This window comes from Pseudoduganella sp. LjRoot289 (assembly GCF_964252925.1).
In the GTDB taxonomy this organism is placed as follows: Bacteria; Pseudomonadota; Gammaproteobacteria; order Burkholderiales; family Burkholderiaceae_D; genus Rugamonas.
This window is the reverse complement of sequence record NZ_CAXUPN020000001.1, coordinates 5182059-5208877: the sequence shown is the minus strand read 5'-3', so window position 1 is coordinate 5208877 and position 26819 is coordinate 5182059. Positions and strand designations below refer to the sequence as shown.

Below are 26819 nucleotides of genomic sequence, written 5' to 3'. Positions count from 1 at the left end.
AGTACGCACGCTTCCGCCAGCCCGGCGCACGCCGTCATATACAGAGGGTGCGCGCGCGGTTGTGCAGGGCGCGCACCACGCTGAATACCGTCAGCGCCGACGTTTTGGGATTGGCCGCCAGCGGTTTGCCGCGCATGGTCAGCTCGAAACTACCGAAGGCGCCTTGCGCCACGACGTGGTGCATGTTCTCAGCCGCGCCGGGGTCCGCCAGCAGGCGCACCCGCGTGCGGTCCAGGCCCAGGCCGGCGAACGACAGGGTGGCCGCCACGTTGGCGTTTTTCGGATACAGGCGTGCCGCCTCGCGCGCGCTGCCTTCGAAGATCGTGGCCGCTGCGGCCAGCGCATCCAGATCCACCAAGCGTTCGGCCGGCGTGTTCTTCCATGCGCCGGGCGGTTTGTTGCAGGTATAGACCACGGAGTCCAGGCCGCCGACGCGCGCGGCGGCCAGCGCGTCTATCGCGCCGATGGCGCCGGGCAGCAATTGCACCTGGGTCTGCCCGTGCCGCGCCGCCTGCTCCAGCTTTTCCGCCAGCCCCGCTTCGGCCAGCACGCCGGCCGATACCAGCATGCACGGTATGCCGCTCGCCAGCGCGGGGATGATGTGCGCTTCGATGGCGCTGTGGCCGGCGCACTCGATCAGCAGGTCGGGGCGCGCGCCGCTCAGGCCCACATCGACCCGGGCGCGCGGATACAGCGCGCCCAGCCTGGCGCGCGCGCTGTCCACTGCCGCTGCGTGCACGATCACGAGATCGAAGACAACTTCGGCATCATGCTTCAGCAGTTCCAGCACGCCGGCGCCAATGGCGCCGCAACCTATCATGGCGACACGCAGCATGGCGGCTCCTCAGTTGGCGCCCGGCACGTAGCCGAGCAAGCGCGACAGCTCGTTGGCGCTGGCCCGCACCCCGGCAACGAGTTTGTCCACGCGCTCCGGTTCGATGCGCGGTGCGGGTATGGCCGCGCCCAGCGCCGCCACCACCTCGCCGCCCCGGCCGCGCACGGCGGCGGCAACGGTGGATATGCCGCGGTCGAGGAAGCCTTCCTCCACCACGTAGTTGCGCTCGCGGTCCTGCTGCAGCAGCTCGAACAGATCGGCGACGGTTCTCGGCGTGCTGTCCGAGTAGACCTTCAATTGCTCTTCCGGATACAGTTCACGCAGCTGCGCCAGGGACAGGTCTTGCAGCAGCACGCGGCCCAGCACGGTGGCGTGGGCCGGCAGGCGCGTGCCGACGTTGACCGTGCTGGCGAAGGGTTCGGGCATCGCCGAGTTGGCGACGTAGATGATGGAGCGCCCGTCGCGCACCACCAGCGCAGTGGAGTAGCCGAGTTCCTGGCGCAGCCGGTCCAGCACCGGGCGGCCGATTTCGGGCAGTTCCTGCGAAGCCAGGCAGTCGAAGCCCAGGCGCAGCACCGCCATGCCGAGCCGGTAGTCCCGTCCGCCCTCGGCGCGCTCGACGAAGCCCATCTGCTCCAGCGTCGCCAGCAGCCGGAAAACCGTGGAGCGGGGCACGTCGAGGCGCCTGGCCAACTCCGGCGCGGACAAGGTTTTCTGGTGGCGGCTGAATTCTTGCAGCAGGCGCAGGCCGCGTTCCAGGCCGGGCACCGTGTATTTGTCGGGACTGTTCATGTGCGAAATATAACAGAGCTTCGATGCCACACACGATTTTTGTCTCAAATAAAAATTAACGTTTCATAGGTGAGACATTATCCCCAAAAAAAAGGAAACGCACTGGGGCGTTTCCTTGCCGCCGAGGTGGCTGGACGTTCAGGTCGTCGAAGTCAGATGCGAGGCGCGGCGCACGCGCGGCTGCATGGACCGGTCGGGCGCAGGGGCAACAACGGGTGCTGCAACCGGCGCCGCAATCGGTGACACTTCGGGAGCGGAAGAAACCGGGGGCAGGTAGGGGTTGGACTGGTGCGCGGGCAGCCAGCCTGCGATGGCGGCGGTGCCGGCCATGCACAGCATAATCACGGAGATCGCCGCCATCGCGCTGAGCGGGGAGAAGCGGTTGCTGACGGTGGGAATTTTTTGAATGATCGCCATGTTGGACCTCCTGTGATTACTGTTTTTGCTGAGACTCAAGATTAACGATCCCGCACGCCGCAAGCTATACATGGGCCTGTATCAAAAGTAAGCAACTGTAACCAAGCCCTTGAAGTGGCGTTACACTTGGTCTTTTTGCCGCCGGGAGTCTGTCATGAGCCAGCTGTTTTCCCCCTACGACCTTGGCCCGCTGCGCCTGGCCAACCGCATCGCCATCGCCCCCATGTGCCAGTACTCCGCCGACGACGGCCTGGCCACCGACTGGCATTTGATCCACCTCGGCCAGCTGGCCCTGTCCGGCGCCGGCTTGCTGATGACGGAAGCGACCGCCGTGTCGCCGGAAGGGCGCATCTCGGCCTGGGACCTGGGCCTGTGGTCGGACGCGCACCAGGCCGCGCTGGCGCCGGTGGTGCAGGCCATCCGCAAGCACTCCAGCATGCCGCTGGCGGTGCAGCTGGGCCATGCGGGGCGCAAGGCATCGAGCCAGCGGCCGTGGGAGGGCGGCGCCAGCGTGCCGCCGTCCAGGGGCGGCTGGCAGACGGTGGCGCCATCGGCCGTGCCGCACGCGCCCGGCGAGCATGCGCCGCTGGCGCTGGACGCGGCCGGCCTGCAGCACATCAAGGACAGCTTCGTCGCTGCCGCGCGCCGCGTGCACGCGCTGGGCATCGAAGGCATAGAGCTGCATGGCGCGCACGGCTATCTGCTGCACCAGTTCCTGTCGCCGCTGTCCAACCAGCGCAGCGACGAATACGGCGGCTCGCTGGAGAACCGCATGCGCTTCCCGCTGGAAGTGCTGGCGGCGGTGCGGGCGGCGCTGCCGCCGTCGGTGTGCGTCGGCATGCGCGTGTCGGCCTCGGACTGGGTGCAGGGCGGCTGGGACATCGAGCAAAGCGTGGTGTTCGCGCAGGCGCTGCAAAAGGCCGGCGCGCATTTCATCCACGTCTCCAGCGGCGGCGTCTCGCCGCTGCAGCAGATTCCGCTGGGGCCGGGCTACCAGATCCACTTCGCGCGCCGGATCAAGCACGCCACCGGCCTGCCGACCATAGGCGTGGGCCTGGTGACGGAGCCGGAGCACGCCGAATCCATCGTCGCGCAGCAGGATGCGGACGTGGTGGCGCTGGCGCGCGCCATGCTGTACGACCCGCGCTGGCCATGGCACGCGGCGGCCAGGCTGGGCGCGCAAGTGGAGGCGCCGCCGCAGTACTGGCGTTCGCAGCCGCGCGAACTGAAGGATTTGTTCGGCGCCACCAGGCTTGGGCAGCGCTGAGCAAGCTGTCCTCGCCACGCCACAGCGTTGCCATTCTTGTACAAACTCCTGGTGGCGGCTGCCGTGTAAAGCCCTATAATCGCTGTGTTTTTTGACCGAACACTTCAGCAGAACGCGGCGGCACAACCGGCGCGCGGCTATATACCATACAAGGAATGCCTGTGACTCAATCGCTGGTCCAGAAATTGGCCCGTACCAAGCCGGTCGGCCTGCACGCCGAACAGGGCGACACCCACACCGGCGGCCTGGCCCGCTCCATCGGCCTGTTCTCGCTGACCATGATAGGCGTCGGCGCCACCATCGGCACCGGCATCTTCTTCACCATGGTGGAAGCGGTGCCCAAGGCCGGTCCTTCGGTGGTGCTGTCCTTCCTGCTGGCGGCGCTGACGGCGGGCCTGACCGCGCTGTGCTACGCCGAGCTCTCGTTCCGCATTCCCGCATCCGGCTCCGCTTATTCCTTCGCCTACAGCACGGTGGGCGAATTCCTGGCCTTCATCGTCGCCTTCTGCCTGCTGCTTGAATATGGCCTGGCGGCCAGCGCCACGGCGATTGGCTGGTCGGACTATCTGAACAACTTCCTGGTCAACGCCATCGGCTGGCAGATCCCCGAGACGCTGCGCTCGCCGCTGATCCTGGCCACGGCGCACGGCATGAGCTGGAACATCGGCCATCTGAACCTGCCGCCGATGATACTGGTGGGGCTGTGCTGCGTGCTGCTGGTGCGCGGCACCAAGGAATCTGCCACGACCAACGCCATCATGGTGATGGTCAAGCTGGCCATCCTGGTCTTTTTCATCGCGATCGCCTTCACCGGCTTCGACGCCAAGAACTTCACGCCTTTCCTCAAGCCGGTCAGCGGCGAATGGCTGCCCGGTGCGACCGGCATCGCCGCCGCTGCGGGCACGGTGTTCTTCTCCTTTATCGGCCTGGACACCATCGCCACAGCCGGCGAGGAGGTGCGCAACCCGCGCCGCAATGTCCCGGTCGGCATCCTGAGCGCGCTGGTCATCGTGACCGTGTTCTACCTGCTGGTCGCCATGGCTGCCATGGGCGCCCAGCCTGCGCACAAGTTCGAAGGCCAGGCCGCCGGTCTGGCGGTGATCCTGCAGAACGTGACCGGCAAGGCCTGGCCCGCGCTGGTGCTGTCCGCCGGCGCCGTGATTTCCGTGTTCTCCGTCACCTTGGTGACGATCTACGGCCAGACCCGCATCCTGTACGCCATCGCGAAAGACGGCCTGGTGCCGAAGGTGTTCCAGCGGGTGAATCCGAAAACGCATTCCCCGGTCGCCAATACCGTCATCGTCAGCGTGGTGGTGGGCGTGGTCGCCGGCCTGGTGGACTCGACCTTCCTGTGGGACATGGTGTCGATGGGTACCCTGACGGCCTTCATCATCGTGTCGGTCGCCGTGCCGGTGCTGCGCAGTAAAGACCGCAAGGCCGGCATCCCGACCAAGGGCGGTTTCCGCATTCCCTGCGGCCCTTACCTGGTGCCCGCACTGAGCATTGCCGCCTGCACCTATCTGATGGTCAACCTGTCCTTCGCCACCAAGGTGATTTTCACTGTCTGGATGGTGGTCGCCGTGATCACTTACTTCGGCTACAGCATGCACAACTCGCGGCTCAAGAAGGTATAAGTCCATGCAGCGCAAGGCAATTGCCCAGGCAAGTCTCCTGGCCGCGGCCATCATGTCCGGGGCGATTGCCCAGGCCGAAAGCCAGGTGCTGCGCGACTACCGCGCGCTGGCATTGTCCGGCGCGGGCGACCGCGTGGTGGCGCTGGAGGCCAGCGATCCGGGCGGCCTGCCGCGCCGTCCCCACGCCACCGTGGTGGTGCGCGACGCGCTTAGCGGCAAAGTGCTGAACGAGTACGATCCCTGCACCGCCTGCAGCTACGACCGCCCGAGCTTTTCGCCCGATGGGCGCAGCCTGTCCTTCATTGCATCCGATGCCAAAGCCGGCACCGCCCTGCTGTTCGTGGCGCAGCACGGCAAGGCCAGGCAGCTGCTGACCATCAAAGGCGTGGCCAATACCGCGCGCTGGTCGCCGGACGGCCAGCATCTGGCGCTGCTGGCGACACTGGACGCGCGCAAGCAGGTCGGGGCGGTGGAGGCAGGCGCCCCGCAAGTGGGCGAGATCGGTATGGCAGAGGACACGCAGCGCATCGGCACGGTTGCCGCCACCGGCGGCGCCTTCAAGCTGCTGTCGCCGGCCGACACCTATATCTACGAATTCGACTGGACGCCGGATGGCCAGGGCTTCGTCGCCACCGGCGCCAAGGGCAATGGCGACAACAACTGGTGGGTGGCCAAGCTGCTGCACGTGGACGCGGACGGCGCCGAGCGCGTGATTGCCGCGCCGGCCACGCAACTGAATCTGCCCCAGGTATCGGCCGACGGCAAGACGGTGGCTTACATCGGCGGCTTGATGAGCGACTTCGGCTCCATCGGCGGCGACGTGTACACCGTGCCGCTGGCCGGGGGCGAGCCGCGCAACATCACGCCGGGCTACGCGGGCAGCTTCAACGGCCTGGCCTGGCGCGGCAAGCGCCTGCTGGCCACCGCGCTGGTGGGCGCCGATGTCGCCGCGCTGGAGATGGACGCCGCGGACGGCAAGCACACCGTGCTGTGGTCCGCCCCGGTCAGCAGCGCCGGATCGGACGGCAGGCTGTCCTTCAGCGCCGACGGCGCCGTGGCTGCGGCGGCGCAGGAAGACTTCCGCACCGCGCCCCACATCGTGGCGGGCCGTTTGCCCCAGCTGCGCGCCATCACGCAGGACAACGCGCAGTTCGCGCCGCAGGTGTCGGTGCAGAGCATCAGCTGGGACAGCGACGCCTACCGGGTGCAGGGCTGGCTGGTCGGTCCGCAGCACGCCGAAGCCGGGAAAAAATATCCGATGGTGGTGCTGGTGCATGGCGGTCCGGCCGCAGCGGCCTCGCCGCGTTACGTGGCGGAGGGAGAGCAGGCCAATCCGCTGATGCGCGAGCTGACCGCGAAGGGCTATTACATCTTCCTCCCGAATCCGCGCGGCAGCTACGGCCAGGGCCAGGAATTCACCCGCGCCAACCGCCGCGATTTCGGCGGCGGCGACCTGCGCGACATCCTGTCCGGCGTGGACGCCGTGCTGCAGGCCGCGCCGGTGGACGGCGAACGGCTCGGCATCTCGGGCCATTCCTACGGCGGTTTCATGACCATGTGGGCGGTCACGCACAGCCGGCGTTTCAAGGCGGCGGTGGCCGGCGCCGGCATCGCCAACTGGATCAGCTATTACGGCCAGAACGGCATCGACCAGTGGATGGTGCCGTTCTTCGGCGCCACCGCCTATGACGACCCGGCCGTCTATCGCGCCGTCTCGCCGATCGAATCGATCAAGGCGGCCAGGACGCCGACGCTGATGTATGTCGGCGAGCGCGACGTGGAAACGCCGGCGGTGCAGTCGCAGGAGTTCTGGCATGGACTGCGCGCGATGAATGTGCCGTCCGCGCTGGTGATCTACGAAGGCGAGGGCCACGCGATCCGCAATCCGGACAACCAGCGCGACATCCGCCGCCGCACCCTGGGCTGGTTCGACCGCTACCTGAAATGAAAAAGACCCGGCCTGTGCAAGCAGCCGGGTCTTTCTTCTCGCAGGTCCTGCATGGGCCTGGCTTAATGTGCCAGCGCTTCGAACTGGGCCAGCGAGCGGTCCAGCACAGGGACCAGGCAGATGCGGGCGGCGATGGCTGCGGCGGCGACGACGGTGGTGAACAGGGCGATCAGTTCCATGATTAACCCCGCGATGCCATGAAGTGCAGTTCCGCCATCAGGTTGCGCGATGGCGCTTCCTGACGGTTGGCCAGTTCGTACAAGGTTTCCAGCGGCTTGCTGCGCTGAACAGGGGTGGCAGCGGCTGCGGCGGGCTTGTGCGCCAGCAGGGCGCCGATCAGACCGCGTGCTGCGCGGCCAACATTGGCGAAATAGCTCGTTTCCGAGTAGGTACCGAACGTCAGGTTGCTTGCGGTGGTCATGATGTGCTCCCAAATGAGTGATGTTGCAGTGCAGTATAGATGCCCTACATCCATAAATAAAATTTTCATTTGTGATGTGGCCTATAAAAAATCGATATAACTGGTCTTGCGGCAGAGGCGGATCCATGTTCGACTGCTGTATCATTCATGGCTTCACGGCAATGAAAAGTAAAAAAGGAGAGCGGGATGTCTTTGCGTATCAAATTGATGCTGGCGCTGCTGCTGACAGGGCTGGCGGCGGTGGCGGTGGTGGGCGGGCTGACCTATTCCAGCGTCAATACCAAGTTCGATACGATACGCAGCAAGCAGGCGGGCGAACACTTCCACCGCTTCATGACGGCCTACCTGACCGAGTACGGCGACTGGAAAACCGCGATCGCCACCGAATCCTTTGACCGCTTCGTGCAGCGCACCGAACGCCTGGAGCGCGGCGACGGACAAGGGGCTGGCGGCGAGCGCCCCAGCGACCTGATCGAACGCATGCCGCCGAATATAGACATGCAGTCGCACGGCAGGCCCCCGCCGGACGCCGGCCAGCCGCCGGGGACCGGCGTCGCGGCCGGTGTTGCGCCCGGGGCGCCGCCGGCGGGCGGCGCTTATGGCCGCCCGCAAGCTCTGCCGCCCACCGAACGCGGCCTGCGGGCCGACGCTCCGCCGCGCCGAGACGGAGGCGGGCGTCCCGCGCCGCCGGACGGCGCCCGTCCACCGCGCCCGGATGACGGGCGTCCGCAGGATCTCAACCGTTCCGAGGCCGACCAGCGCCGTGGTCCGCCGGACGGCCGCGGCCCGGAATCCGACGAGCGTAGAGGTCCTCCGCCCGACGGGCGCCGTCCTGAGTTCGATGACAGGCGCGGTCCCCCGCCGGATGGCCGCCGGCCGGAGTTCGATGACAGGCGCGCTCCCCCGCCGGATGGGCGGCGGCCGGAGTTCGACGAGCGGCGCGGCCCGCCTCCCGATGGCCGCCGTCCAGAAGGCGACGAACATCGCGGTCCCCCGCCCGAAGGCCGGCGCCCGCCGCAGGGCGAGCGTGGCGCCGGTCCGGATGGCCGCCATCCGCCGCAAGAGGGCGACCAGCGACCATGGGCGGATAAGCGCGCGCCGCAAGACGGCGAGCGCCGTCAAGCAGCCGGAAGCTACGCACGGCAGGGCGGCGAGAGCGGCGCGCAATCCGGGGCGACCGGTCCGCAGGACGGCGGCGACGCACCGCAGGGCGGCGTGCGCGCGTGGCGCGCCGGTGCACGACAACAGGCGCAAGAGATACAGCCGGCACAGCCGCCAGCGCGCGATCCGCAGCAAGCACCGCGCGAGCGGCAAGCGCCGGCCGCGCGGGACCTTGCCGCCCCCGCCCCCGCAACCGTCCCCGCCCCCGCAACCGCAGCCGCAACCGCAACCGCAACCGCAACCGCAACCGCCCCCGCAACCGCAGCCGCAACCGCAACCGCAACCGCAGCGCCCCCGGCACCGGCAGCTTTCCCACCGGCTGGCGACGGCGCAGGTCCGCCCCGCCGGCCCATCCACGAGCGCGGCGGCAACCCGCCGCCATTCCGTTTCGTGCTGACCGACGCCGACTACAATGTGCTGCTCGGCGCCGGCCTGTATGGCGCCGGCGCGGTGTTGCCGGTCAGCGAACGCGGCAAGGCGCGGCCGATCGAGGTCAATGGCAAGGTGGCTGCCTACGTGTCCACCGAAGGCGTGGTGACGCCGAGCCGGCAGGAACTGGAATTCCTCGATGCGATGCGGTCTTCGCTGGCCGCCGGCGCGGGCGGCGCGGCGGTGCTGGCGCTGGGCCTCGGCCTGGCGCTCAGCCGAGGCTTGAGCAGCCGCCTGAGCCACCTCACGCGCGCCGTGCGCGCCATGCACGGCGGTTCGCTGCGCCAACAAGTGCCAGTGCAGGGCAAGGACGAAGTGGCCACGCTGGCCAGCGCCTTCAACGAAATGAGCGAGCAGCTGGCACGCAGCCACGAAGAGCTGCAGGCCTCGCACCAGACCATCATGGAGCAGGCCGACCAGCTGCGGGAACTGAGCATCCGCGACGTCCTCACCAGCTTGTACAACCGCCGTCATTTCGACGAGCAGGCCTGCACGCTGTATAACCAGGCGGTGCGCCACAAGCGCCCATTGAGCCTGGTGATCGGCGACATCGACTTCTTCAAGAAGATCAACGACAACTACTCGCACGCCACCGGCGACGCGGTGCTGCGCCGGGTCGGCGCCATCCTGCGCCAGCATGTGCGCCTGAGCGACCTGGTGGCGCGCTACGGCGGCGAGGAGTTCGTGCTGGCGCTGCCCGAGACCGACCTGCCGAACGCTGCCGCGCTGTGCGACAAGCTGCGCGTGATCATCGAGCAGCATCCGTGGCACGAGGTCGAGCCGGGCCTGAAAGTGACCATGAGCATGGGCGTGTTCGCCGACTACGCCGTCGGCACCGCCGAGGCGATGCTGCAGAAGGCGGACGAACTGCTGTACCACGCCAAGGAAACGGGCCGCAACCGCGTCTGCCACGCCTGAGCTTGTCCAGCCTGTCCGCTTCCGTACACCTGTTTGTGCGGAAGCGGACAGCCTGGCGGCGGGCGCTGCGGCGGTACCGGCCATCCCCATACTGGCACGTCGCTTGCATTACCATGGACATCGACCATGACTGAGAAGCCCCGCCATGTATTTGAACGACTTGCGCACCGGCTGGCGCCTGCTGGCCCAGCAACCCGCCTACACCGCCGTGGTGGTGCTCGGCCTGGCGTTCGGCTTCGCCGCCAGCTTCCTGCTGCTCGGCTACGTCCACTATTCCTTCAGTTACGACAGCGCGGTGCCGGACAGCCGCCGTGTCTACGTCTTCAAGCACAAACTTAACCTGCTGGCGCAGCCGCAATGGACCGAGCAAATGCCATTGCCCGCGCGCGAAGTGCTGGCAGCCAGCGGCATTCCAATGACGCTCAGCTCCGTCATGCCGCGTTCCGCCCTGGTGCGCGCGCCGGGCCGGAACCGGCTGCAGAAAATCGAACTGACCATGGTCGACGCCAGCTTCCCGGCGCTGTTCGGCCTGCGGGCCGCCACCGGCAACCTGGACGCAGCCCTTCGCCGCCCGGACGGCGTCGCGCTCACTGCCGGCCTGGCGCGCCAGCTGTTCGGCACGGCGCCCGCGATGGGCCAGGCGCTGGAGGCGGACGGCAAGCTGCTGCATGTCACGGCGCTGCTGCCGGACGCGCCGCCCAACACCACCGTGCCTTACACCGCCCTGATCGGCACCGGTTCCGCGCTGTGGAGCCGGGAAGAGCATGCCAATAGCGCGCGCAGGTGGAACGGCCTGGCGGGCAAAGTGCTGGTGCGGCCCGGCCCCGGCGTGGAGCCCGAAACCCTGCGCCAGTTGGTGCAGCGGGACGCAGACCGTTTCCTGCTCGCAATGCTTGGGCAGGATGCCGTGAAACGCCTGGGCACCGTGCTGGAGCTGCGGCTGTCGCCGCTGGCCGACGCCTATTTTGACACCGAAGTGGCCGCCTTCGGTGGCGGCCAGCGTGCCGAGCGGGGCCTGGTGCTGGCGCTGGCAGCGGTCGCGGTACTGATCCTGCTGCTGGCCGCCGTCAACTACGTCAACCTGGCCACGGTGCGCACGCTGCGGCGCCAGCGCGAGATCGGCGTGCGCAAATCCCTCGGCGCGGGCGCGCCGCGCCTGGTGTCGCAATTCATGGCCGAATCGGTGCTGGTGTCGCTCGCCGCCACGATCGCCGGCCTGCTGCTGGCGTGGCTGTTGCTGCCACTGTTTTCGGAACTGGTGGAGCGCAAGCTGGGCGATTTCTTCAACGGCTGGTCGGTGCTGGCCGCGCTGGCATTGGGCTTGCTGACCGGCGTGCTCAGCGGCTTGTATCCGGCGCTGCTGGCGCTGCGCGTGCGTCCGCAGCAGGCGCTGGCGGGGCGCGACGGCGGCGAACACGCCGGCGCGGCATGGCTGCGGCGCGGCCTCACCACTTTCCAGTTCGGCGCCGCCATGGCCCTTACGGCGCTGGCGCTGGCCATCGCCTGGCAGGCCGGCTATGCGGCCCGCCTGCAGCCCGGTTTCGATCCGCAGGGGCTCAGCCTGGCCGCGCTGCCGCGCAACGCCGGGGCCGGCGCGGTGCAGGCCTTGCACGAGGCGGCGGCGCGTCTGCCCGGCGTGCAGGGAGCGGCCACCAGCAACCTCGCGGTCGGCGCACCGGCGATCCCGATGAGCGCAGCCTTCCGCAGCGCCGGCGGACGGGAGCAGCGCATCAATCTGTACGAAAGCAGTCCTGAATTCTTCGATGTGTACGGCCTGAAGCCGCAAGCCGGAGTGCTGTTGGGGACGGGACGCGGCGCGCATGGCCAGACGCGGGACGTGGTCATCAACGAGCAGGCGGCGCGTGCGCTGGGCTATGCCTCGGCGCAGGCGGCAGTCGGGCAGCCCCTGGCAATGGAAGGCGCTCCCGAACTCCGCATTGCCGGCATTGCGCCGCCGCTGCGCCACCAGAGCCTGCGCTCGGCGGTGCAGCCGGCCGTGTACATGGTGGGCACTAAAAACGCGCAGGTGCTGACCTTGCGGAGTGCGCTGGACGGCGACGCTCTGCGGGCGCTGTTGGAGCCGCTATGGCGGCGCTACTTCCCGGACGAGGTGCTGGAGCTGCGCAGCGCGCGCAGCGCCTACGAAGCTAACTACGTCGAAGACTGGCGCGCGGCCAAGCTGCTCACCATGTCCAGCGTGCTGGCCAGTGTCATCGCCGCCTTCGGCATCTATGTGCTGGCCGCGTACAGCGTGCAGCGGCGTGGCCGCGAGATCGCGCTGCGCAAGCTGCATGGCGCCGGACGGCGCGCCATCGCCGTGCTGGTCGGACGCGAATTCGTACTGTTGAGCGCCGCGGCCGCCGTGCTTGGCTTGCCGCTGGCCGGCGTGCTGATCCAGCGCTACCTGGCCGGCTACACCGTGCAGGCGCCGATGGGGGCATGGGCCGTGCTGCCGCTGGCGGCCGCCGCCGTGCTGGCGCTGCTGGTCGCGCTGGCCGCGAGCCTGCGTCACACCTTGTCGGCGATGCGCATCGCGCCCGCCGCCGCGCTGCGCGGCTGAGTCGCCGGAACCGTCCAGCCGAACCATCGAACCACTTGGCGAAGCGGCCGGAACCCCGTAGCGAGGTCGCCGCGATTGCGCGGCTGAGCCGTCGAGAACAGGCTCCGAGCCATCGGCGCGGCGCGGCCGGCGCGTGAATTCCGCCCGCGCTGCAGGCCCACCGGCGCGGAATGCAGGCCGCCACGCGTCCTCGATGCCTGCTATCCTAATCGGTACGCCGCGCGCGACCGTGCGCGCGCCACTGGAGATGCCCATGCCTCAAGCAGTGCTGAGCGCGGCCGAGACCGCCGCCCTGATACCGTTCCCCGCGCTGGTCGTCGCGCTGCGCCTGGCCGTGGCGCAGGCCGCCAAGGGCGCGATCGCCTGCCCCAACCGGCAAGTGGTGCCGCTGGCCGACGGCGCGGTGATCCTGTCGATGGTGGCCACCGCGCACGACATCGCCGTCCACAAACTGATCACCGTGGTGCCGAACAACGGTGCGCGCGGCTTGCCTACGATCGCCGGCCAGGTCAGCGTGCTGGACGCCGCCACCGGCGCAATCGAGCTGACCTTGGACGGCGCCACCGTCACCGGCCGCCGCACGGCCGCGCTGTCCATGCTGGGCATCGCCACCTTGCTGGGCCGTGCGCCGCGCCATGTGCTGCTGGTCGGCACCGGCACGCAGACGCTGAACCATGGCTATGCGCTGGCCGCGCTGCACCCGGCCGCGCGCATCAGCATTGCCGGCCGCACCCGCTCCGCCGCCGAAGGTTTCATCGCAGAGCATGGCATCGCCGCATCCGCTGCCGACCTTGCAAACATGGATGAGGATGTGGATGTCGTCATCACCGGCACCACCAGCAAGCAGCCGGTCTACCTGCACGCCGCGCGCGCCGGCCGTTTGATCATCGCAGTAGGGGCTTTCAAGCCCGACGCCGCCGAAATCGCCCCCGCGACGGTGCTCGCCAGCCGCGTCTTTGTCGACGACCCCGAGGGCGCGCACCACGAAGCGGGCGACCTGTTGCAGGCGGGTGTGGACTGGACGGAAGTGCAAGGGATCGCGCAGGCTATCGGACGCCCGGCCATGGCCGACAGCGAAGCCGTGCTGTTCAAAACGGTCGGTTGCGCCGCCTGGGACCTGGCCGCCGCCCGTGTCGCCCTGTCCTTGCAGCGGGTGCAGAACTAGGGAGGGCTAGCTGGGGGCCGCGTTGTGGACGATGGCTTCGCTATGGACGACGATTTTATCCGCGTCCGCCTGCAACAACCGGATGCGGCGCTGGACCACCGGCCAGCCCGGCCATGAGACGGCGCCGTCCAGCTCTTGCGCCTGCTCCTTCTCCGCTTCCGGCGCCACCGTGGGCACAGGCTGCACTGGCGGCGGCAGCGGCTGGCCATGCTGGGCCAGCGCGCGCGTCAGCGTCGCGTACACCTGCGCGTGGCTCTGCGCCAGCATGGCGTTGACGGCGCCGGCCGGGATGTCGTCCACATGGCGCCGCGTTATCGCGCGCAGGGCCGCCACGTGCGCGACCAGCAGATAGTTCTGCACGATGAACAGGCTGATGTCCTCGGCCGCGCGCTGCTTGCTGGCCGGCTCGTCGAGCATGCGCCCCAGCGCCGCGCTCAGGCCCGCCAGGCTGTCCATCAGCCGCTTGCGCTCGATGCGGTAAGGGAAGTCGTTGCGGCACTTCCCCTGCAGCAGATCGAAGGACGCCTGCATGTAGCGCAGGTTCATGTCCAGCACCTGGCGTATCAGGCGCGGCAAGGTCTGGTATTCCCAGCTGGCCAGCACGAAGCTGAACGCGGTCGCCACGGCCGCGCCGATGAAGGTGTCCACCAGGCGCTCGGTGATCAGGTTGGTGTTGCCTGGTGCGATCAGATGCATCTGCAGCAGGATCATGACGGACACCGCGATCGCCGCGTAGCGGTAGCGCAGGTAGATGAAGGTCGGCGTGGCCACCGTGGCCAGGATCAGCAGGCCCAGGATCACCGGCGGGTAATTCATGAACTTCAGTATCAGCGCCGTGACCACGCAGCCGATGATGGTGCCGATGATGCGGTCGCCGCGGCGCTGCTTGGTCATGCTGAAGCTGGGCTTGAGGATGATGACGATGGTGAGCACGATCCAGTAGCTGTGCGCTGCGTAAGGCAGCAGCTCGGCGACCACCAGGCCGGCGGTGATCGCCATCGCTACCCGCAGCGAGAAGCGGAAGATCGGCGAGTCCATGCGGAAGTGCGACAGCATCAGCTGCAGTTCGTACTTCTGCTGCGACAGGAAGGGCTGCATGTCGGCGTCCACCCAGAACGGCGTGCCTTCGTACTCCTTCTGGCTGGCCGTGTGCAGCTCGCCGGTCATGCGGATGATGGCGCGGATCTTGTTGCGCTGCGCGCGCAGCACGGCCAGCGCTTCGTGCGCAGGCTTGCCGGCCACGACGTCGGCCTGCAGCTGCGCGATGTGCGCCTCCAGCGCGTCCAGCTCCGGCACATAGCTGATCGCCGCATGCGAAGGCCGCTTGCGCGTGACGGCGTAGCCGACCGACTCGATATCGCGCGCGGCCTTGCAGGCCAGATCGTGCAGCGTGGCCAGCACCGGAGAATCGGCCAGGTGGCTGCGCAGCTGGGCATAGTCGGTGTGGGTCGACAGGATCAGCTCATACAGATCCAGCATGCAGACATGGATCTGCACCACGATCGCGTCCTTGCGGTTCTGGTGGCTGCGCAATATCAGGTCGCGCGAGGCTTGCTGGCGGTCGGCCAGCAGCGCCTGGTGGCGCACCAGCTTGTTGAACTGCTCGCCGAGGTTGTAGCGGGCGTCGTAGAAGTCGGCCTTGATGTCGATGTAGGCGGCCAGCTCGAACAGCGCCTCGGCCAGCACCTGCTGCTTGATGCGGTGGCGCAGCAGCCAGGCCAGCGCCATCGCGTAGCCAAGATAGGCCACGCTGCCGAGCAGGAACAGGCCGGCGTGGAGGAAGGAATCGCGCACCGTCATCACGTGTTCCATCGACATCGTCATGATGAACAGCGTGGCCAGTTGCAGCGGCATCGACTTCTTCCCGTACACCACCATCATGCTGGCGAAGAAGCTCACCAGCACCAGCATGGTCATCAGCAGCCAGGGCACCGGGCCGCACAGGCTGATGAGCAGGGTGACGGCGGTGCACAGCAGCACCGACGCCAGCATCTCGTTGAGCTTGTGCTTGAGCGGACTTGGCATATCCATCAGCGCGGTGCACAGCGCGCCGATGCATACCGTCATGGCGACAGCCATGCCGGCGAACTGCAGCGCGATGAGGGTGACGCCGATCAGGCCCGCCGCGAAGCGCAGGCCCAGATGGAAGTAGTGGCTGTAGAAGAAGGTCCGCAGGTTGAGTGCGTAATGCATACCCGCTTAGAAGATGGAGAGCACGGGATAGCGGCGCCACTCCGGTTCCGCGTGCCGCTTACCGTTGTGGAAGATGAAGTGCAGCACCGCGTCCTGGTCCGACAGCAGCGCCGGGTTGGCCAGCTTCCATGCGTCGAAGCTGGCGCGCAGCCCGGGTTCGGTTTCCAGCATGTCCAGCGCCAGGTCCTCGAACACATAGTCCGAAAAGGCTTCCTTCTTTTCCAGCACGCTGTTGAAGAAACCCCAGCGGAAGAAGCTGTCGTGCGCCTGCGGCTCCAGCGTTTCGACGGCGTAGCGCGCGTTATCCTGGTCTAGCGGCACAATGTAGTCGCCCGTGTTGAGCTGGAAGGCGCCGTTGCGCGCCTCCACTTCCACCGCGTCGTGGAACATATGACCTTCGTACGGCGCCGGGCGCGAGGTGACCGAGGCGATATGGTAGTACTGCGCCTGCACCGTGGTGGCGCTTTCCACGCGCGTCATCTGCACGCCGTTCCATTGCAGGCGCTCGATCGCTTCGCGCCACTGCTGCGGCACGACATAGGCTTTCGGCGCGCGCACGGTGACGTCGGCCGGGAAGCTGTTGTAGTAGGCGATGTCCTTTTCCCACGGCTGGCTGCGGTCGTAGGACAATCGGGTGTAGTTGCCGATCACGCTGGCGTGGCGCCTGGCCGCGTAGCCCTTGAAGCGGAAGGTGCCGGGATGTTGCTCGTCCATCTTCCAGCTCACCGGCCATGCGGCCTGCTTGCGGCCTTGCGCTTTCGCTTCGGCGCGCAGGCGCTTGATCTCGGCGCCGTGCCTGACGGTGAAGGCCAGCGTGGTCTCCACCAGCGCGCGCATGGACTCGTAGCGGTCGGCGAAGGGCTTGAGCATATGCGTTTCCGGCATGAAGCCGATCACATGGTGCAGGGCCGCGAAGCCGGTCGAGAAGCGCGGCACTTCCAGGAACTCGGCGATGCCCTCGTCCGGGCTGTCCTGCACCGGGTTGACGTAGGGGCAGGTCGGCCAGCCGCGCTGTTCCATCTCCGCGTAGATCGCGGGCAGCATGGTGTCGCGCAGGAAGGGGCCGAGACCGTACCCCAGCTTGTCGGCCTGGGTGTGGATCAGGGTCATCGTGTACGGGTAGTCGGCGCCGTTGGAGGTGTGGGTGTCGACCATCACATCCGGTTGCCAGGTGGCGATGAGCTGGTTGAACAGCCGCGCGTTCAGGCTGTCGCACTTGATGAAGTCGCGGTTCAGGTCCAGGTGCCGGCTGTTGCCCCGGAAGCCGAACTGCTCGGGGCCATCCTGGTTCACGCGCGAGGTGTTGGCGCGGTTCAGGCAGCCGTCCACGTTGTACACGGGGATGAACAGGAATACGGTCCGGCCCAGCGCGGCCAGCCTGGCCGGGTCGAAGCAGAAGTCGCGCACCATGGCCATGCAGCTGTCCACGCCTTCCGGTTCACCGGGGTGGATGCCGTTGTTGTTGAAGAAGACGGTGCGGCCGGCGCCCTTGATCTCGTCCAGCCCGAACACGCCATCCGCGCTTACCACGCCGCGATGCACCGGGATGCCGCCGTCCGATACGCCGATCTGCTCGAAGCGCAGCACCTGCGGGAAGCGGCGCGCCAGCTCCTCGTAGAAGGCGATGCAGTCGGTCCACAGGGTGGTCTGGTTACGGTTGCCCTGTTCGTAGGGCGTGAGCATGTCTGGGTGCATGGCGTCTGGATCTCAGAAGATATGTGGGATGAAAGAGCGCCGGGTAGGCGCTGCATCAGAGCCGAATTGTATCACCGGGCGCCATGCGCGATTTTCGCGGCGCGATTCGCTGCAATGCGGCCAAAGCTTGCGGGGCCTCATGCCGGGCCGCCGCCGGCCGTGCTATCACTGGGCTTTGCACACCCGGGAGCGCAGGATGAAACTGGCACGGCGGATCTTGGCACGGCTGGCGCTGGCGGCCGCCGTGGCGGCATGCTGGGCGGCGCGGGCGGATACGTCGGCCATGCAGCCGTCCATCCAGTTGCTGGAGGGGCAGGCGCTGATACGCTACGGCGGCATGACCGTGCTGGTCGATCCGCCCGAGGAGGGCGCGCTGCCGCAAGCGGACCTGGTGCTGTTGCGCGGCTGCGGCCCGGCGGTGCGCGGCTGGCTCTTGCGCCAGCCGCTGGAGCGGGCCGTGGTGGTGCTGGCCGACGCCGCCTGCGCGGACGAGCTGCGCGGCCGGGGCGTGCGCCGCATCCAGCTGCTGCGGCTGTGGAGTGCCTATGCCATGCGCAAGGGACGGGCCAGCCTGCGGCTGACCGTGATGCCGGGCGCGGCGGCGGCCCAGCCGCCGGAACCGGGCTCCCTGGGCGCGCTGCTCGACCTGTCGGACGGCGGGGCCGCGCCCTGCCGCATCTATGTCGGCGGCGACGCCGGGGAGGAGGACATGCGGGCGCTGCCGGAGCGCTTCCCCGGCGCCGACCTGGCCATCGTGCGGCGCGGCGGACTGGCCGTCATGCTGCGTTTTTCTCCACCCATGCCGCGAACGCGGCGATGAATTTGCCCAGCACTTCACGGGTCTGGTCGTTATTGACCTTGCCGTCTTCGCCCAGCAGCTTGGCGCCGTTGCCGATATAGGCTTCCGGCGCCGGCATGGTGGCCACGTTCAGGGCCACCAGCGACTGGCGGATGTGGTGGTTGGCGCCGAAGCCGCCCACGCCGCCCGGCGACACCGTCACCACGCCGGCCGTTTTCTTGTCCCAGATGCTCTTGCCCCAGGGGCGCGACCCGACGTCGATGGCGTTCTTGATGGAGGCCGGCATCGAGCGGTTGTATTCCGGCGAGACGATCAGCACGCCGTCCACCCTGGCCAGCTGTTCGCGGAAGGCGGTCCAGGCAGCCGGGGCCTGGCCCTCGTCGTCCAGGTCCTGGTTGTACAGCGCCAGGCCGCCGATGTCGACGAATTCGCATTGCAGCGTAGCGGGCGCCATTGCCACCAGCTCCTGGGCGAATTTGCGGTTCAGCGAATCCTTGCGCAGACTGCCGACCAGTACGGCGATTTTTTTGACGGACATGATGTTCTCCTGTTGTTGGTGGATGTGTTGGTGGATGGGCAAAACTGACTCTAACGCAAGTTGCCGCGTTCAGGCGTTTGCTAAAAATAGCTTGCTATTAAATAGCGCGCTATGTATTATTCTTCCCATGCAGCGCCAACACCGCTGGCAATTCCCGGTAAACAAGTAGTGCACTATCAAATAACTCACTATCTAAGGATGAACACCATGCGCGCCGTAAAAACCCTGATCGCAGCTTCCCTCGCCACCCTGACCGCAGCCAGCGCCTTCGCCGGCGGCCTGCCCGGCGTGGAGCAGAAGACGGCGCAATTCCTGACCGCGCTCGAAGGCGGCCAGCCGCTGGAAAGCATGACTCCCGCCGCCGCGCGCGCCGTGCTGGAAGGCGCGCAGCGGGGCGCCAAGCTGCCGGCGGCCGACGTGTCGCGCAAGACCATCACCGTCGACGGCGAGGAGATCAAGCTGGTGATCGTGCGTCCAGCCGGCAGCAAGGGCGCGCTGCCCGCCTTCATGTTTTTCCATGGCGGCGGCTGGGTGCTGGGCGACTTCCCCACCCATGAACGCTTGATCCGCGACCTGGTGTCCGGTTCCGGCGCGGCGGCGGTCTATGTCGACTACACCCGCTCGCCGGAAGCCGGCTACGGCGTGGCGATCCGGCAGGCGTACGCCGCCACCAGGTGGGTGGCCGCGCACGGCAAGGAAATCCGGGTCGACGGCAGCCGCCTGGCGGTGGCGGGCAACAGCGTGGGCGGCAATATGGCGGCGGTGGTGGCGCTGATGGCCAAGGACAAGGGAGAACCGACACTGCGCTCGCAAGTGCTGCTGTGGCCGGTGACCGATGCCGCTTTCGACACGCCGTCCTACCGGCAGTTCGCCAGCAATCATTTCCTCACCAAGGATATGATGGTCTGGTTCTGGGACAGCTACACCACCGACGCAGCCAAGCGCAAGGAGATCTACGCGTCACCTTTGCAAGCCACGCTGCCGCAGCTGAAAGGCCTGCCGCCCACCTTGATCCAGACCGCAGAATTCGACGTGCTGCGCGACGAAGGCGAAGCCTACGGCCGCAAGCTGGACGCCGCCGGCGTGACCGTGACCACGGTGCGCTACAACGGCATGATCCACGACTTCGGCCTGCTGAACCCGTTAAGCGAAGTGGACGGCACGCGCGCGGCCATGAGCCAGGCGTCGCAGGAACTGAAGGCCCGCCTGAAGTAAGGCGGCCAGGCCGGGCGCGCGTTGCGTCAGCTGAATGCCGGACCCAGATCCTCGTAGAGGAACTGGGTCAGCGCCTTGATGCGCGCGGTGTCTTTCAGGTCGCGGTGCGTGAGTATCCACAAGCCGGTGTCGAAGCGCGGATCCGGCTCGGCCATGCGCTGCAAGCCCGGTTCCCGGTCTGCCAGATGGCACAGCAGCGGCGCCATGCCCAGGCCTTCGCGCGCCGCGTCCACCATGGCCAGCAGGCTGTCCACCCGCATGCGCACGCGCTCCGGCGGCACCTTGTCCGCCAGCCAGCGCGCCTGCTCGAGATGGGCCAGCGACTCGTCCAGGCCGATCCAGTCGTGCGCGTACCAGTCGCCGGGCGCGATGCCGCGGCTGGCGGCCGCCTCCAGGTAGCCGCGCGCGGCATAGATGGCGCTGCCGAGCGCGCCCAGCCTGCGCCCGACCAGGGTTTCCGGCGGCGTGTTGGAAGGCCGCAGGGCGACGTCGGTCTCGCGCCGGTTCAGGTTCAGGAAGGCGTTGTTCAGCACCAGTTGCAGCCGCACGCCGGGGTGGCGCTGCTGGAAGCGCGCCAGGCTGGGCATGAGCATGCTGCGCGCCAGGGTGTCGGTGGTGGTGACGCGGATCTCGCCGCCCAGCTCCCGGTCATGGCCGCCGACGGCGCGCCCGGCCGAGTCGATCTGTTCTTCCACGCCGGCCAGCCTGGCCTGCAGCGTCTCCCCGGCAGGCGTCATCGCGTAGCCGGACTGGAATCGTTCGAACAGGCGCACGCCGAGCGCACGCTCCAGGCTGTCGAGGCGGCGCAGCACCGTCGAGTGGTTCACCCCCAGTTCGCGCGCGGCGGCGGACACGCTGCCGCCACGGCCCATGGCGCTGAAATAGCGCAGGTCTTCCCAATCCAGCTTATGCATTTTTGCGGAACCTTTCCGAGGTTTTTGCCAATTCTAATGCGTTTTTGCGGAGCTCATACTGGCGCCATCACTTAGCACCATCACTTAGCGAGGAGAGCAGCATGATGACCCTGTACACCGCCAACACCCCGAACGGCCAGAAGATCACCATCGCCATGGAGGAGCTGGAATTGATGCACGAACTGCGCCTGCTGGACTTGAACGCGGGCGAGCAGCACCAGCCGGACTACGTGGCGATGAGCCCGAACCACAAGATTCCGCTGCTGGTGGACGACGGCCAGGCCATCTTCGAATCCGGCGCCATCCTGGTCCACTTGGCCGACCAGGCCGGGCGTTTGCTGCCGAAGGAGGGCGCGGCGCGCAGCGCGGTGCTGCAATGGCTGTTCCTGCAGATGGCCAGCGTGGGGCCGATGCTGGGCCAGCTGTGGTGGTTCCGCCATGCGGCCGGCGCCGGTCCGCGCAACGAGCAGGCGCTGGAGCGCTACGGCCGCGAAGTGCGCCGCCTGTATGGCGTGTTCGAACTGCGGCTGGCGGCCAGCGCCTGCCTGGCCGGCAGCGATTACAGCATTGCCGACATCGCGACCTATCCTTGGCTGGCCTCGCATCACGAGCTGGGGCTGGACATGGCGGAGTTCCCGGCGGTGGCGGCCTGGCTGGCGCGCATTGCCGCGCGGCCGGCCACGGTGCGCGGCATGGCGCGGGCGAAAGGGGAATGACGTGGCCTGGGCCATCCTGCTGGCCGCCGCGCTGGCCGACATCGCGATGGTGGTGGCGCTGAAATACGCCGAGGGCTGGACCCGCTTCTGGCCCAGCGTGGCGGGACTGCTGTTCGCCAACGGCGCCATCGCGCTGCTGACGGTATCGCTCAGGCAGCTGCCGGTGGGCACCGCCTTCGCCGTCTTTACCGGCCTGGGTGCGGCCGGCGCGGCGCTGATCGGCATGGCCGCCTTCGGCGAGAGCGCCAGCCCGGTGCGCCTGCTGCTGATCGCCGCCATCATCGCCTGCGCCGGCGGGCTGAAGCTGTCTCCATAAAAAAAGCCACGCGGGCAGTCGGGCGCGCGTGGCTACAAGGGCGGGAGTGCTCGCCCGGGTCAAACGCCGGTGATTACTCGGCGCCCATTTCCTTCAGCAGCTTGTCGGCCTTGTCCACGTGCTTCATGTTCCACAGCATGTAGCGCAGGTCGACCTGGATGTCGCGCGTGTTGGCGTTGTTGAAGTCCCAGTCCGAGATGATCGAATCGAGCGTGCCGTCGAAGGCCAGGCCGATGAACTCGCCCTTGGCGTTCAGCGCGGCCGAACCGGAGTTGCCGCCGGTGATGTCCAGCGTGGCGAGGTAGTTGACCGGCACCGACTTCAGCCTGGCGTCGACGTAGTTGCCGAAGTCCTTGTTCCTGATCGCTTCCAGCTGGGCTTTCGGCGCGTTGAACTCGCCTTCGCCGGTGGCCTTGGCGAGCACGCCCTTGACCGTGGTGAACGCGGTCCAGGCAGTGCCGTCCACCGTGCCCCATGGGCGGCCGGCGATGTTGCCGAAGGTGACGCGCAGGGTGCCGTTGGCGTCCGGATAGACGGCCTGGCCCTTGGTCTTCATGAAGGCGATCTTGGCCTTCATGTAGCTGGAATAGGCTTGCTGCAGGCTGCCCGCCAGTTCCTCGTCCTCGGCTTCTTCCTTCATGGCCACGTCGTACATGGCGACCACGGCCTTGATGATGCTGTCGTCGGAGGCCTGGAAATCGGCCGGCTTCTTGTCCAGCCAGGCCTTGCGTGCGGCCGCGTCGCCCAGCTTGCTGCCGGCGTACAGCTTGTCGATCGCGCCTTGCAGGGCGGCCGCATCCATGCCGTCGACGATGCCGATGGCGGCGTCGAAGTTGGCGTTGCGCTCGGCCTTCGGCATGGCCGCGTACTTGGCCAGGTGATGCAGCACCAGCGCCTTGTCGACTTTTTCGTCGTAGTTGCGCACCAGGGCGTCCACCGACGATTCGATGCGTTTCAGGTCGCGCGCCTGGTAGCCGGCCTTGCGCTCGGCGTCCGGTTTCTGCGACTCGTTGGCCAGGCGGTACAGGGTGCGGGCCGTGTTCAGCAGCCGCGGCTGCGCGTAATTCAGTTCGAACTCCTGCTTGACCTGCGCGTCGCGCTTGGCGATCAGCTGCTCGACCTGGGCGATGCCGGGCGCGTATTCAGCCTTGCGCCTGGCGTCGCCGTTGACCCAGGCTTTCAGTTCTTCGTGCTGCTGCGTCTTGCGGGCCAGGAAGTCGCTGCCGGCGTAGGAGTCCAGCATGCCCTTGCGGTTCTTGTAGTAGTTGTTGATGTTGGCGACCTGGGCGGCGTACTTCAGCGCGGCGTCCTTGTCGTCCCTGGTGACGCGGGCGATGATGGCCAGGTTGTCGCCCGAGGCCTGCACGAACTGCGGATAGTTCCAGCCGAAGGTGAACGCCACTTCCGACGGCAGGCGGTGGCGGTTGGTGCGGCCCGGGTAGCCGGCCACCATGATGAAGTCGCCCTCTTTGACGCCTTCCCTGGCCAGTTTCAGCACGTGCTTCGGCACGTAGGGCACGTTGTCCTTGCTGAAGTCGGCGGCCTTGCCGTCCTTGCTCACGTAGGCGCGGTAGAAACCGTAGTCGCCGGTGTGGCGCGGCCACATCCAGTTGTCTGTGTCGCCGCCGAACTTGCCCACGCCGGCCGGCGGCGCGTGTACCAGGCGCACGTCGCGGATTTCCAGCTGCTTGATCAGGTAGTACTCCAGGCTGCCGTAATAGGCCGACACGGTGCAGCGGTGGCCCGCGTCTTTTTCGCACTCGGCGACCATGGCCTTCTGGTGCTTCTCGATCGCGTCGCTGCGTTTCTTGCCGTTCAGTTTGGCCACTTCAGGCGTGATGATGCCGGCCGTGACGTCGCTTACTTCCTTGGTGACGTAGATGCGGCTGCCGGGTTTGGCGGGTACTTCATCGGCCAGGCTCTTGGCCAGGAAACCGTTGGCCAGCAGGTCGTTCTGCGGCGTGGAATTGTGCGCTACGCTGTCGTAGACGCAGTGGTGGTTGGTGGCGACCAGGCCTTGCGGCGAAACGAAGGAGGCGGAGCAGCCGCCCAGGCTGACGATGGCGCCCATCGGGAACTCGGTCAGTTTGGTCAGTTTGGACGGGTCCAGTTTCAGGCCGGCGGCTTTCAGTTGCTTAGCTACTTGTGGCAGCTGTTGCGGCATCCACATGCCTTCGTCGGCGTGGGCTGCGGTGCTCAGGATGGCGAGCGCGATCAGGGTCTTGTTCATGTGCGAGAGGACTCGGTGGCGGGAAAAAAAATGCCGAGTATCCTCACGGCATAGGGTTTCGTCAACGGTATTCTTCGCTGCGATGCACCAAAAGCCAACACCGCCGGTGTTGGCTTTTGGTCAGTGTTGCGGTGCTGCCAGCTACCCCGTCAGCGCAAGCGTCCCCGGAAGATCAGGTTGACGATGGCCAGGAGTATGACAGCGCCCAGGAACGATACCAGCAGCGACACGGCGCTGAAATCGTCCGCATTGATGGTGCCCGCGCCAAACAGCGGAGACAGCAGCCATCCGCCCAGCAAGGCGCCGACGATGCCGACCACCATGTTCAGCAAGATGCCTTGCTGCGCATCGGTCTTCATGACCATGCTGGCCAGCCAGCCGATAATGCCGCCGATGACAATCCAGATAATGAAGCTCATGTTGATCCCCCTTGTGTGTAGACATCCGGGCCAGCCCGGCCGGGTCTGGCCGTTGAGACTATTCTGGGAGCAATATCCGACCCAGTCCGTGCGCCAGCGTACGCAGTCCATGCTTACATTTGATTACTCAGGAAACACTTTTCCAACAGCCGTTTTGATTCCTGGCACGTTTAATACGGTATCGGCGCACTTCAGCGCCTTACTGGAGAATAAAAAATGGAACGTACCGCTACCACCGCTACCCGCATCCACCCACTGATGGCCGCCGCAGCCGTCTCGGTCACCATCGCCAGCCTGGTTGGCGCAGCCGCTTTCGCCGGCCTGCTGCCTGGCTCCAAGAGCGCGGTGGAACCGGCCGTATCGGCCACCACGCTGCAAGGCGCCGCACCGGCCGAGTTGAGCGCGACCGCTCCCGGCGCCGCCGCGCCCACGGCGCTGGCTGCGCAGCAACTTGCCCCTGCCGCTGCGCCTGCACCTGAGCCGAAGCAAGTCGTGCACCACAAAACCGTGGTGCACCATGAATACGCCCCGGCGCCGGCCGCCAAAGAGCCTGCACCGCAGCAGGTCGCCCAGCAGCAGGCTCCGGCCCCGGCGGCGCAGAACAGCGCGCTGGGCATCGGTATCGGCGCGGTGGTTGGCGGCCTGGTCGGCAATCAGGTCGGCGGCGGCAAGGGTAAAACCCTGGCGACCATCGCCGGTGTGGTGGGCGGCGGCTACGTCGGCAACGAGATCGCCAAGCGCAACCAGACGACGGCTGAAACGGCGCCCGCGCAGAAGTAAGCGCAAGGCAGGGGCAGGGTATGCCCCTCCGCAGGGGACATATCCTGCACTTTGGGAAATGGAGCTGGGACCGCTCCGCGGCGATCAGCCTGATACTGTATGCGCCATGGCGTGAGAAAATACCGGACTTTAGCCGCCTTTGCAACAGCCCAGCTGTTGCCCGGGCGGCTGCTCCGTATGATTGATGCGAAGGCGCTGCGTGACGATTTTCCTGGATAACTTTGCCGTTCCCCTTTGCGCGCGTGATGCGCGCCGCATCGCGCGTCACGCCGAGGCGGCCGATGCCGCGCGCTTCCTGCACCCGGTCCAGCAAGCGCTGCTGCACCGGCGCGGCTGGCTCAACATGCTGGCGCCGCGCGCCTGCGGCGGCGCCGAGCTGGCACTGCCGGACGTCGTGCGTTTCGAAGAAGCCGTGGCCGCCATCGACGGCAGCATGGGCTGGGTGCTGACGCTGTGCGCCGGCGCCGGCTGGTTCGCCGGTTTCCTGCCGCCGGATGTCGCGCGCGGCATCGTCGGCACGCGCAGGGTCTGCGTGGCCGGCAGCGGCGCGCCCACCGGCCATGCGGAGGTGGAAGGCGAGGGCTACCGCGTCACGGGCCGCTGGGACTACGCCAGTGGCGCGCCGATGGCCACCCATTTCACCCTGAACGCCCAATTGCGCGAGCATGGCCGGCCACTGCTCGACGATGCGGGCGCGCCGCGCATCCGCGCCTTCATCGTGCCCGCCGCGCAGGTCGAGATAGTGCCGTCGTGGGGCAGCATCGGCATGCGCGCCAGCGCCTCGCACAGCTACCGCATCAACGGCCAATGGCTGCACAAGGACCACGGTTTCGCCATCAGTGCGGCCGCCGCCACGGCGGACGGTCCGCTGTACCGCTTCCCCTTCTATTCCCTGGCCTTCGTCACCCTGGCTGCCAACGTGGCCGGCATGGCCTCGCACTTTTTACAGCTGGCGCGGCCCGCCATGAGCCGGCGCAAGCATGCGATGAAGGGCGTGCCGCTGCTCGACGTGCCGGAGGTGGCGGCGTTGCTGCGGGCCAAAGAGCAGGCCCACGCGTCGGCTCGCGTGCACTTCTATGCATTGCTGGACCGCGCCTGGACCGTGGTGGCGGCTGGCGGGGAGCTCGGGGCGGAAGAGACGGGCGCGCTGCAGTCGGCGTCGCTGGCGCTGGTGTCCGTCTCGCGCCAGGCGGTCGACGAACTCTATCCCTGCTGCGGCTTGCACGCCGCCCACGAAGGCAGCGAGATCAACCGCGTCTGGCGCGACTTCCACACCGCCACGCAGCACTCGCTGCTGCTGCCGTGAGCTCGCTGCTTGGCGGGTTACGCGGTTCCCGCTAACCCGCCCTACGGCACACATATGACGGTACGCGTACGGCACCGCATGCGGTGCCCGTACGACGCGTACAGGACCCCGTAGGGCGGATGAGCGGAGCGTAATCCGCCATGCGTGCCGG

Annotated in this window: 22 protein-coding genes; 12 read left to right on the top strand and 10 right to left on the bottom strand. The window is 67.4% G+C overall.

Annotation, left to right across the window (positions count from 1 at the left end; all coding sequences use genetic code 11):
- Positions 1-34: 34 nt before the first annotated feature.
- The 3 genes from ACSQ8Y_RS22400 to ACSQ8Y_RS22390 all read right to left on the bottom strand — a co-directional run bounded on the left by ACSQ8Y_RS22400 (position 35) and on the right by ACSQ8Y_RS22390 (position 2044).
- Positions 35-835 carry an aspartate dehydrogenase gene (locus ACSQ8Y_RS22400; protein WP_436268630.1) on the bottom strand — a complete coding sequence of 267 codons (801 nt, stop codon included), beginning with the start codon at positions 833-835 and terminating at the stop codon, positions 35-37.
- Between the two features lie 9 nt (positions 836-844).
- Entirely contained in the window at positions 845-1627 is a 783-nt protein-coding gene (locus ACSQ8Y_RS22395; RefSeq protein WP_436268629.1) for an IclR family transcriptional regulator, read from the bottom strand.
- 138 nt (positions 1628-1765) lie between these two features.
- On the bottom strand, positions 1766-2044 hold the full coding sequence (locus tag ACSQ8Y_RS22390) for a hypothetical protein (RefSeq protein WP_436268628.1): 279 nt from the start codon (positions 2042-2044) through the stop codon (positions 1766-1768).
- Positions 2045-2198: 154 nt separating this feature from the next.
- On the opposite strand from ACSQ8Y_RS22390, the gene ACSQ8Y_RS22385 reads away from it, so the two are divergent.
- The 3 genes from ACSQ8Y_RS22385 (at position 2199) to ACSQ8Y_RS22375 (ending at position 6893) form a co-directional block, all read left to right on the top strand.
- Positions 2199-3311, top strand: a complete 1113-nt coding sequence (locus ACSQ8Y_RS22385) for an NADH:flavin oxidoreductase/NADH oxidase (RefSeq protein WP_436268627.1) — start codon at positions 2199-2201, stop codon at positions 3309-3311.
- A 161-nt stretch (positions 3312-3472) separates the two neighbouring features.
- Positions 3473-4945, top strand: a complete 1473-nt coding sequence (locus ACSQ8Y_RS22380; RefSeq protein ID WP_436268626.1) for an APC family permease — start codon at positions 3473-3475, stop codon at positions 4943-4945.
- A gap of 4 nt (positions 4946-4949) precedes the next feature.
- On the top strand, positions 4950-6893 hold the full coding sequence (locus tag ACSQ8Y_RS22375) for a S9 family peptidase (RefSeq protein WP_436268625.1): 1944 nt from the start codon (positions 4950-4952) through the stop codon (positions 6891-6893).
- Positions 6894-7074: 181 nt separating this feature from the next.
- On the opposite strand, the gene ACSQ8Y_RS22370 is transcribed toward ACSQ8Y_RS22375, so the two are convergent.
- Positions 7075-7314: a hypothetical protein gene (locus ACSQ8Y_RS22370; protein ID WP_436268624.1), complete on the bottom strand. Its 240-nt coding sequence runs from the start codon at positions 7312-7314 to the stop codon at positions 7075-7077.
- 186 nt (positions 7315-7500) lie between these two features.
- Here ACSQ8Y_RS22370 and ACSQ8Y_RS22365 point away from each other — a divergent pair, with 186 nt between their 5' ends.
- The 3 genes from ACSQ8Y_RS22365 to lhpI all read left to right on the top strand — a co-directional run bounded on the left by ACSQ8Y_RS22365 (position 7501) and on the right by lhpI (position 13547).
- The gene (locus ACSQ8Y_RS22365; protein ID WP_436268623.1) at positions 7501-9822 is read left to right on the top strand and encodes a diguanylate cyclase; all 2322 of its coding nucleotides are present in this window, start codon (positions 7501-7503) and stop codon (positions 9820-9822) included.
- 145 nt (positions 9823-9967) lie between these two features.
- On the top strand, positions 9968-12382 hold the full coding sequence (locus ACSQ8Y_RS22360) for an ABC transporter permease (RefSeq protein WP_436268622.1): 2415 nt from the start codon (positions 9968-9970) through the stop codon (positions 12380-12382).
- Between the two features lie 253 nt (positions 12383-12635).
- Positions 12636-13547, top strand: coding sequence for a bifunctional Delta(1)-pyrroline-2-carboxylate/Delta(1)-piperideine-2-carboxylate reductase (gene lhpI / locus ACSQ8Y_RS22355; RefSeq protein WP_436268621.1), 912 nt, complete (start codon positions 12636-12638; stop codon positions 13545-13547).
- A 6-nt stretch (positions 13548-13553) separates the two neighbouring features.
- On the opposite strand, the gene ACSQ8Y_RS22350 is transcribed toward lhpI, so the two are convergent.
- Complete coding sequence (locus tag ACSQ8Y_RS22350; protein ID WP_436268620.1) at positions 13554-15740, bottom strand: FUSC family membrane protein; 2187 nt, start codon at positions 15738-15740, stop codon at positions 13554-13556.
- Positions 15741-15746: 6 nt separating this feature from the next.
- Positions 15747-17435 (bottom strand): M14 family zinc carboxypeptidase, encoded by a 1689-nt coding sequence (locus tag ACSQ8Y_RS22345; RefSeq protein ID WP_436268619.1) that lies wholly within the window; start codon positions 17433-17435, stop codon positions 15747-15749.
- 283 nt (positions 17436-17718) lie between these two features.
- Here ACSQ8Y_RS22345 and ACSQ8Y_RS22340 point away from each other — a divergent pair, with 283 nt between their 5' ends.
- Complete coding sequence (locus ACSQ8Y_RS22340; protein WP_436268618.1) at positions 17719-18255, top strand: MBL fold metallo-hydrolase; 537 nt, start codon at positions 17719-17721, stop codon at positions 18253-18255.
- Here ACSQ8Y_RS22340 and ACSQ8Y_RS22335 read toward each other — a convergent pair.
- Positions 18212-18775, bottom strand: a complete 564-nt coding sequence (locus ACSQ8Y_RS22335; protein WP_436269890.1) for an NADPH-dependent FMN reductase — start codon at positions 18773-18775, stop codon at positions 18212-18214. The two genes, ACSQ8Y_RS22340 and ACSQ8Y_RS22335, sit on opposite strands and share 44 nt — an antisense overlap.
- Before the next feature lie 204 nt (positions 18776-18979).
- Here ACSQ8Y_RS22335 and ACSQ8Y_RS22330 point away from each other — a divergent pair, with 204 nt between their 5' ends.
- Complete coding sequence (locus tag ACSQ8Y_RS22330; protein WP_436268617.1) at positions 18980-19987, top strand: alpha/beta hydrolase; 1008 nt, start codon at positions 18980-18982, stop codon at positions 19985-19987.
- Positions 19988-20013: 26 nt separating this feature from the next.
- Here ACSQ8Y_RS22330 and ACSQ8Y_RS22325 read toward each other — a convergent pair whose 3' ends face one another.
- Entirely contained in the window at positions 20014-20901 is an 888-nt protein-coding gene (locus ACSQ8Y_RS22325) for a LysR family transcriptional regulator (RefSeq protein ID WP_436268616.1), read from the bottom strand.
- Between the two features lie 101 nt (positions 20902-21002).
- Between ACSQ8Y_RS22325 and ACSQ8Y_RS22320 the strand changes: the two genes are divergently transcribed.
- The gene (locus ACSQ8Y_RS22320) at positions 21003-21617 is read left to right on the top strand and encodes a glutathione S-transferase family protein (RefSeq protein ID WP_436268615.1); all 615 of its coding nucleotides are present in this window, start codon (positions 21003-21005) and stop codon (positions 21615-21617) included.
- A gap of 1 nt (position 21618) precedes the next feature.
- The gene (locus ACSQ8Y_RS22315) at positions 21619-21933 is read left to right on the top strand and encodes a DMT family transporter (protein ID WP_436268614.1); all 315 of its coding nucleotides are present in this window, start codon (positions 21619-21621) and stop codon (positions 21931-21933) included.
- A 73-nt stretch (positions 21934-22006) separates the two neighbouring features.
- Here ACSQ8Y_RS22315 and ACSQ8Y_RS22310 read toward each other — a convergent pair whose 3' ends face one another.
- Together ACSQ8Y_RS22310 and ACSQ8Y_RS22305 are read right to left on the bottom strand one after the other, a co-directional pair.
- Entirely contained in the window at positions 22007-24163 is a 2157-nt protein-coding gene (locus ACSQ8Y_RS22310; RefSeq protein ID WP_436268613.1) for a S46 family peptidase, read from the bottom strand.
- Between the two features lie 149 nt (positions 24164-24312).
- Entirely contained in the window at positions 24313-24582 is a 270-nt protein-coding gene (locus ACSQ8Y_RS22305) for a GlsB/YeaQ/YmgE family stress response membrane protein (RefSeq protein WP_436268612.1), read from the bottom strand.
- Between the two features lie 216 nt (positions 24583-24798).
- On the opposite strand from ACSQ8Y_RS22305, the gene ACSQ8Y_RS22300 reads away from it, so the two are divergent.
- Positions 24799-25362, top strand: coding sequence for a glycine zipper 2TM domain-containing protein (locus ACSQ8Y_RS22300; RefSeq protein WP_436268611.1), 564 nt, complete (start codon positions 24799-24801; stop codon positions 25360-25362).
- Between the two features lie 199 nt (positions 25363-25561).
- Complete coding sequence (locus ACSQ8Y_RS22295; protein ID WP_436268610.1) at positions 25562-26668, top strand: acyl-CoA dehydrogenase; 1107 nt, start codon at positions 25562-25564, stop codon at positions 26666-26668.
- Positions 26669-26819 lie beyond the last annotated feature (151 nt).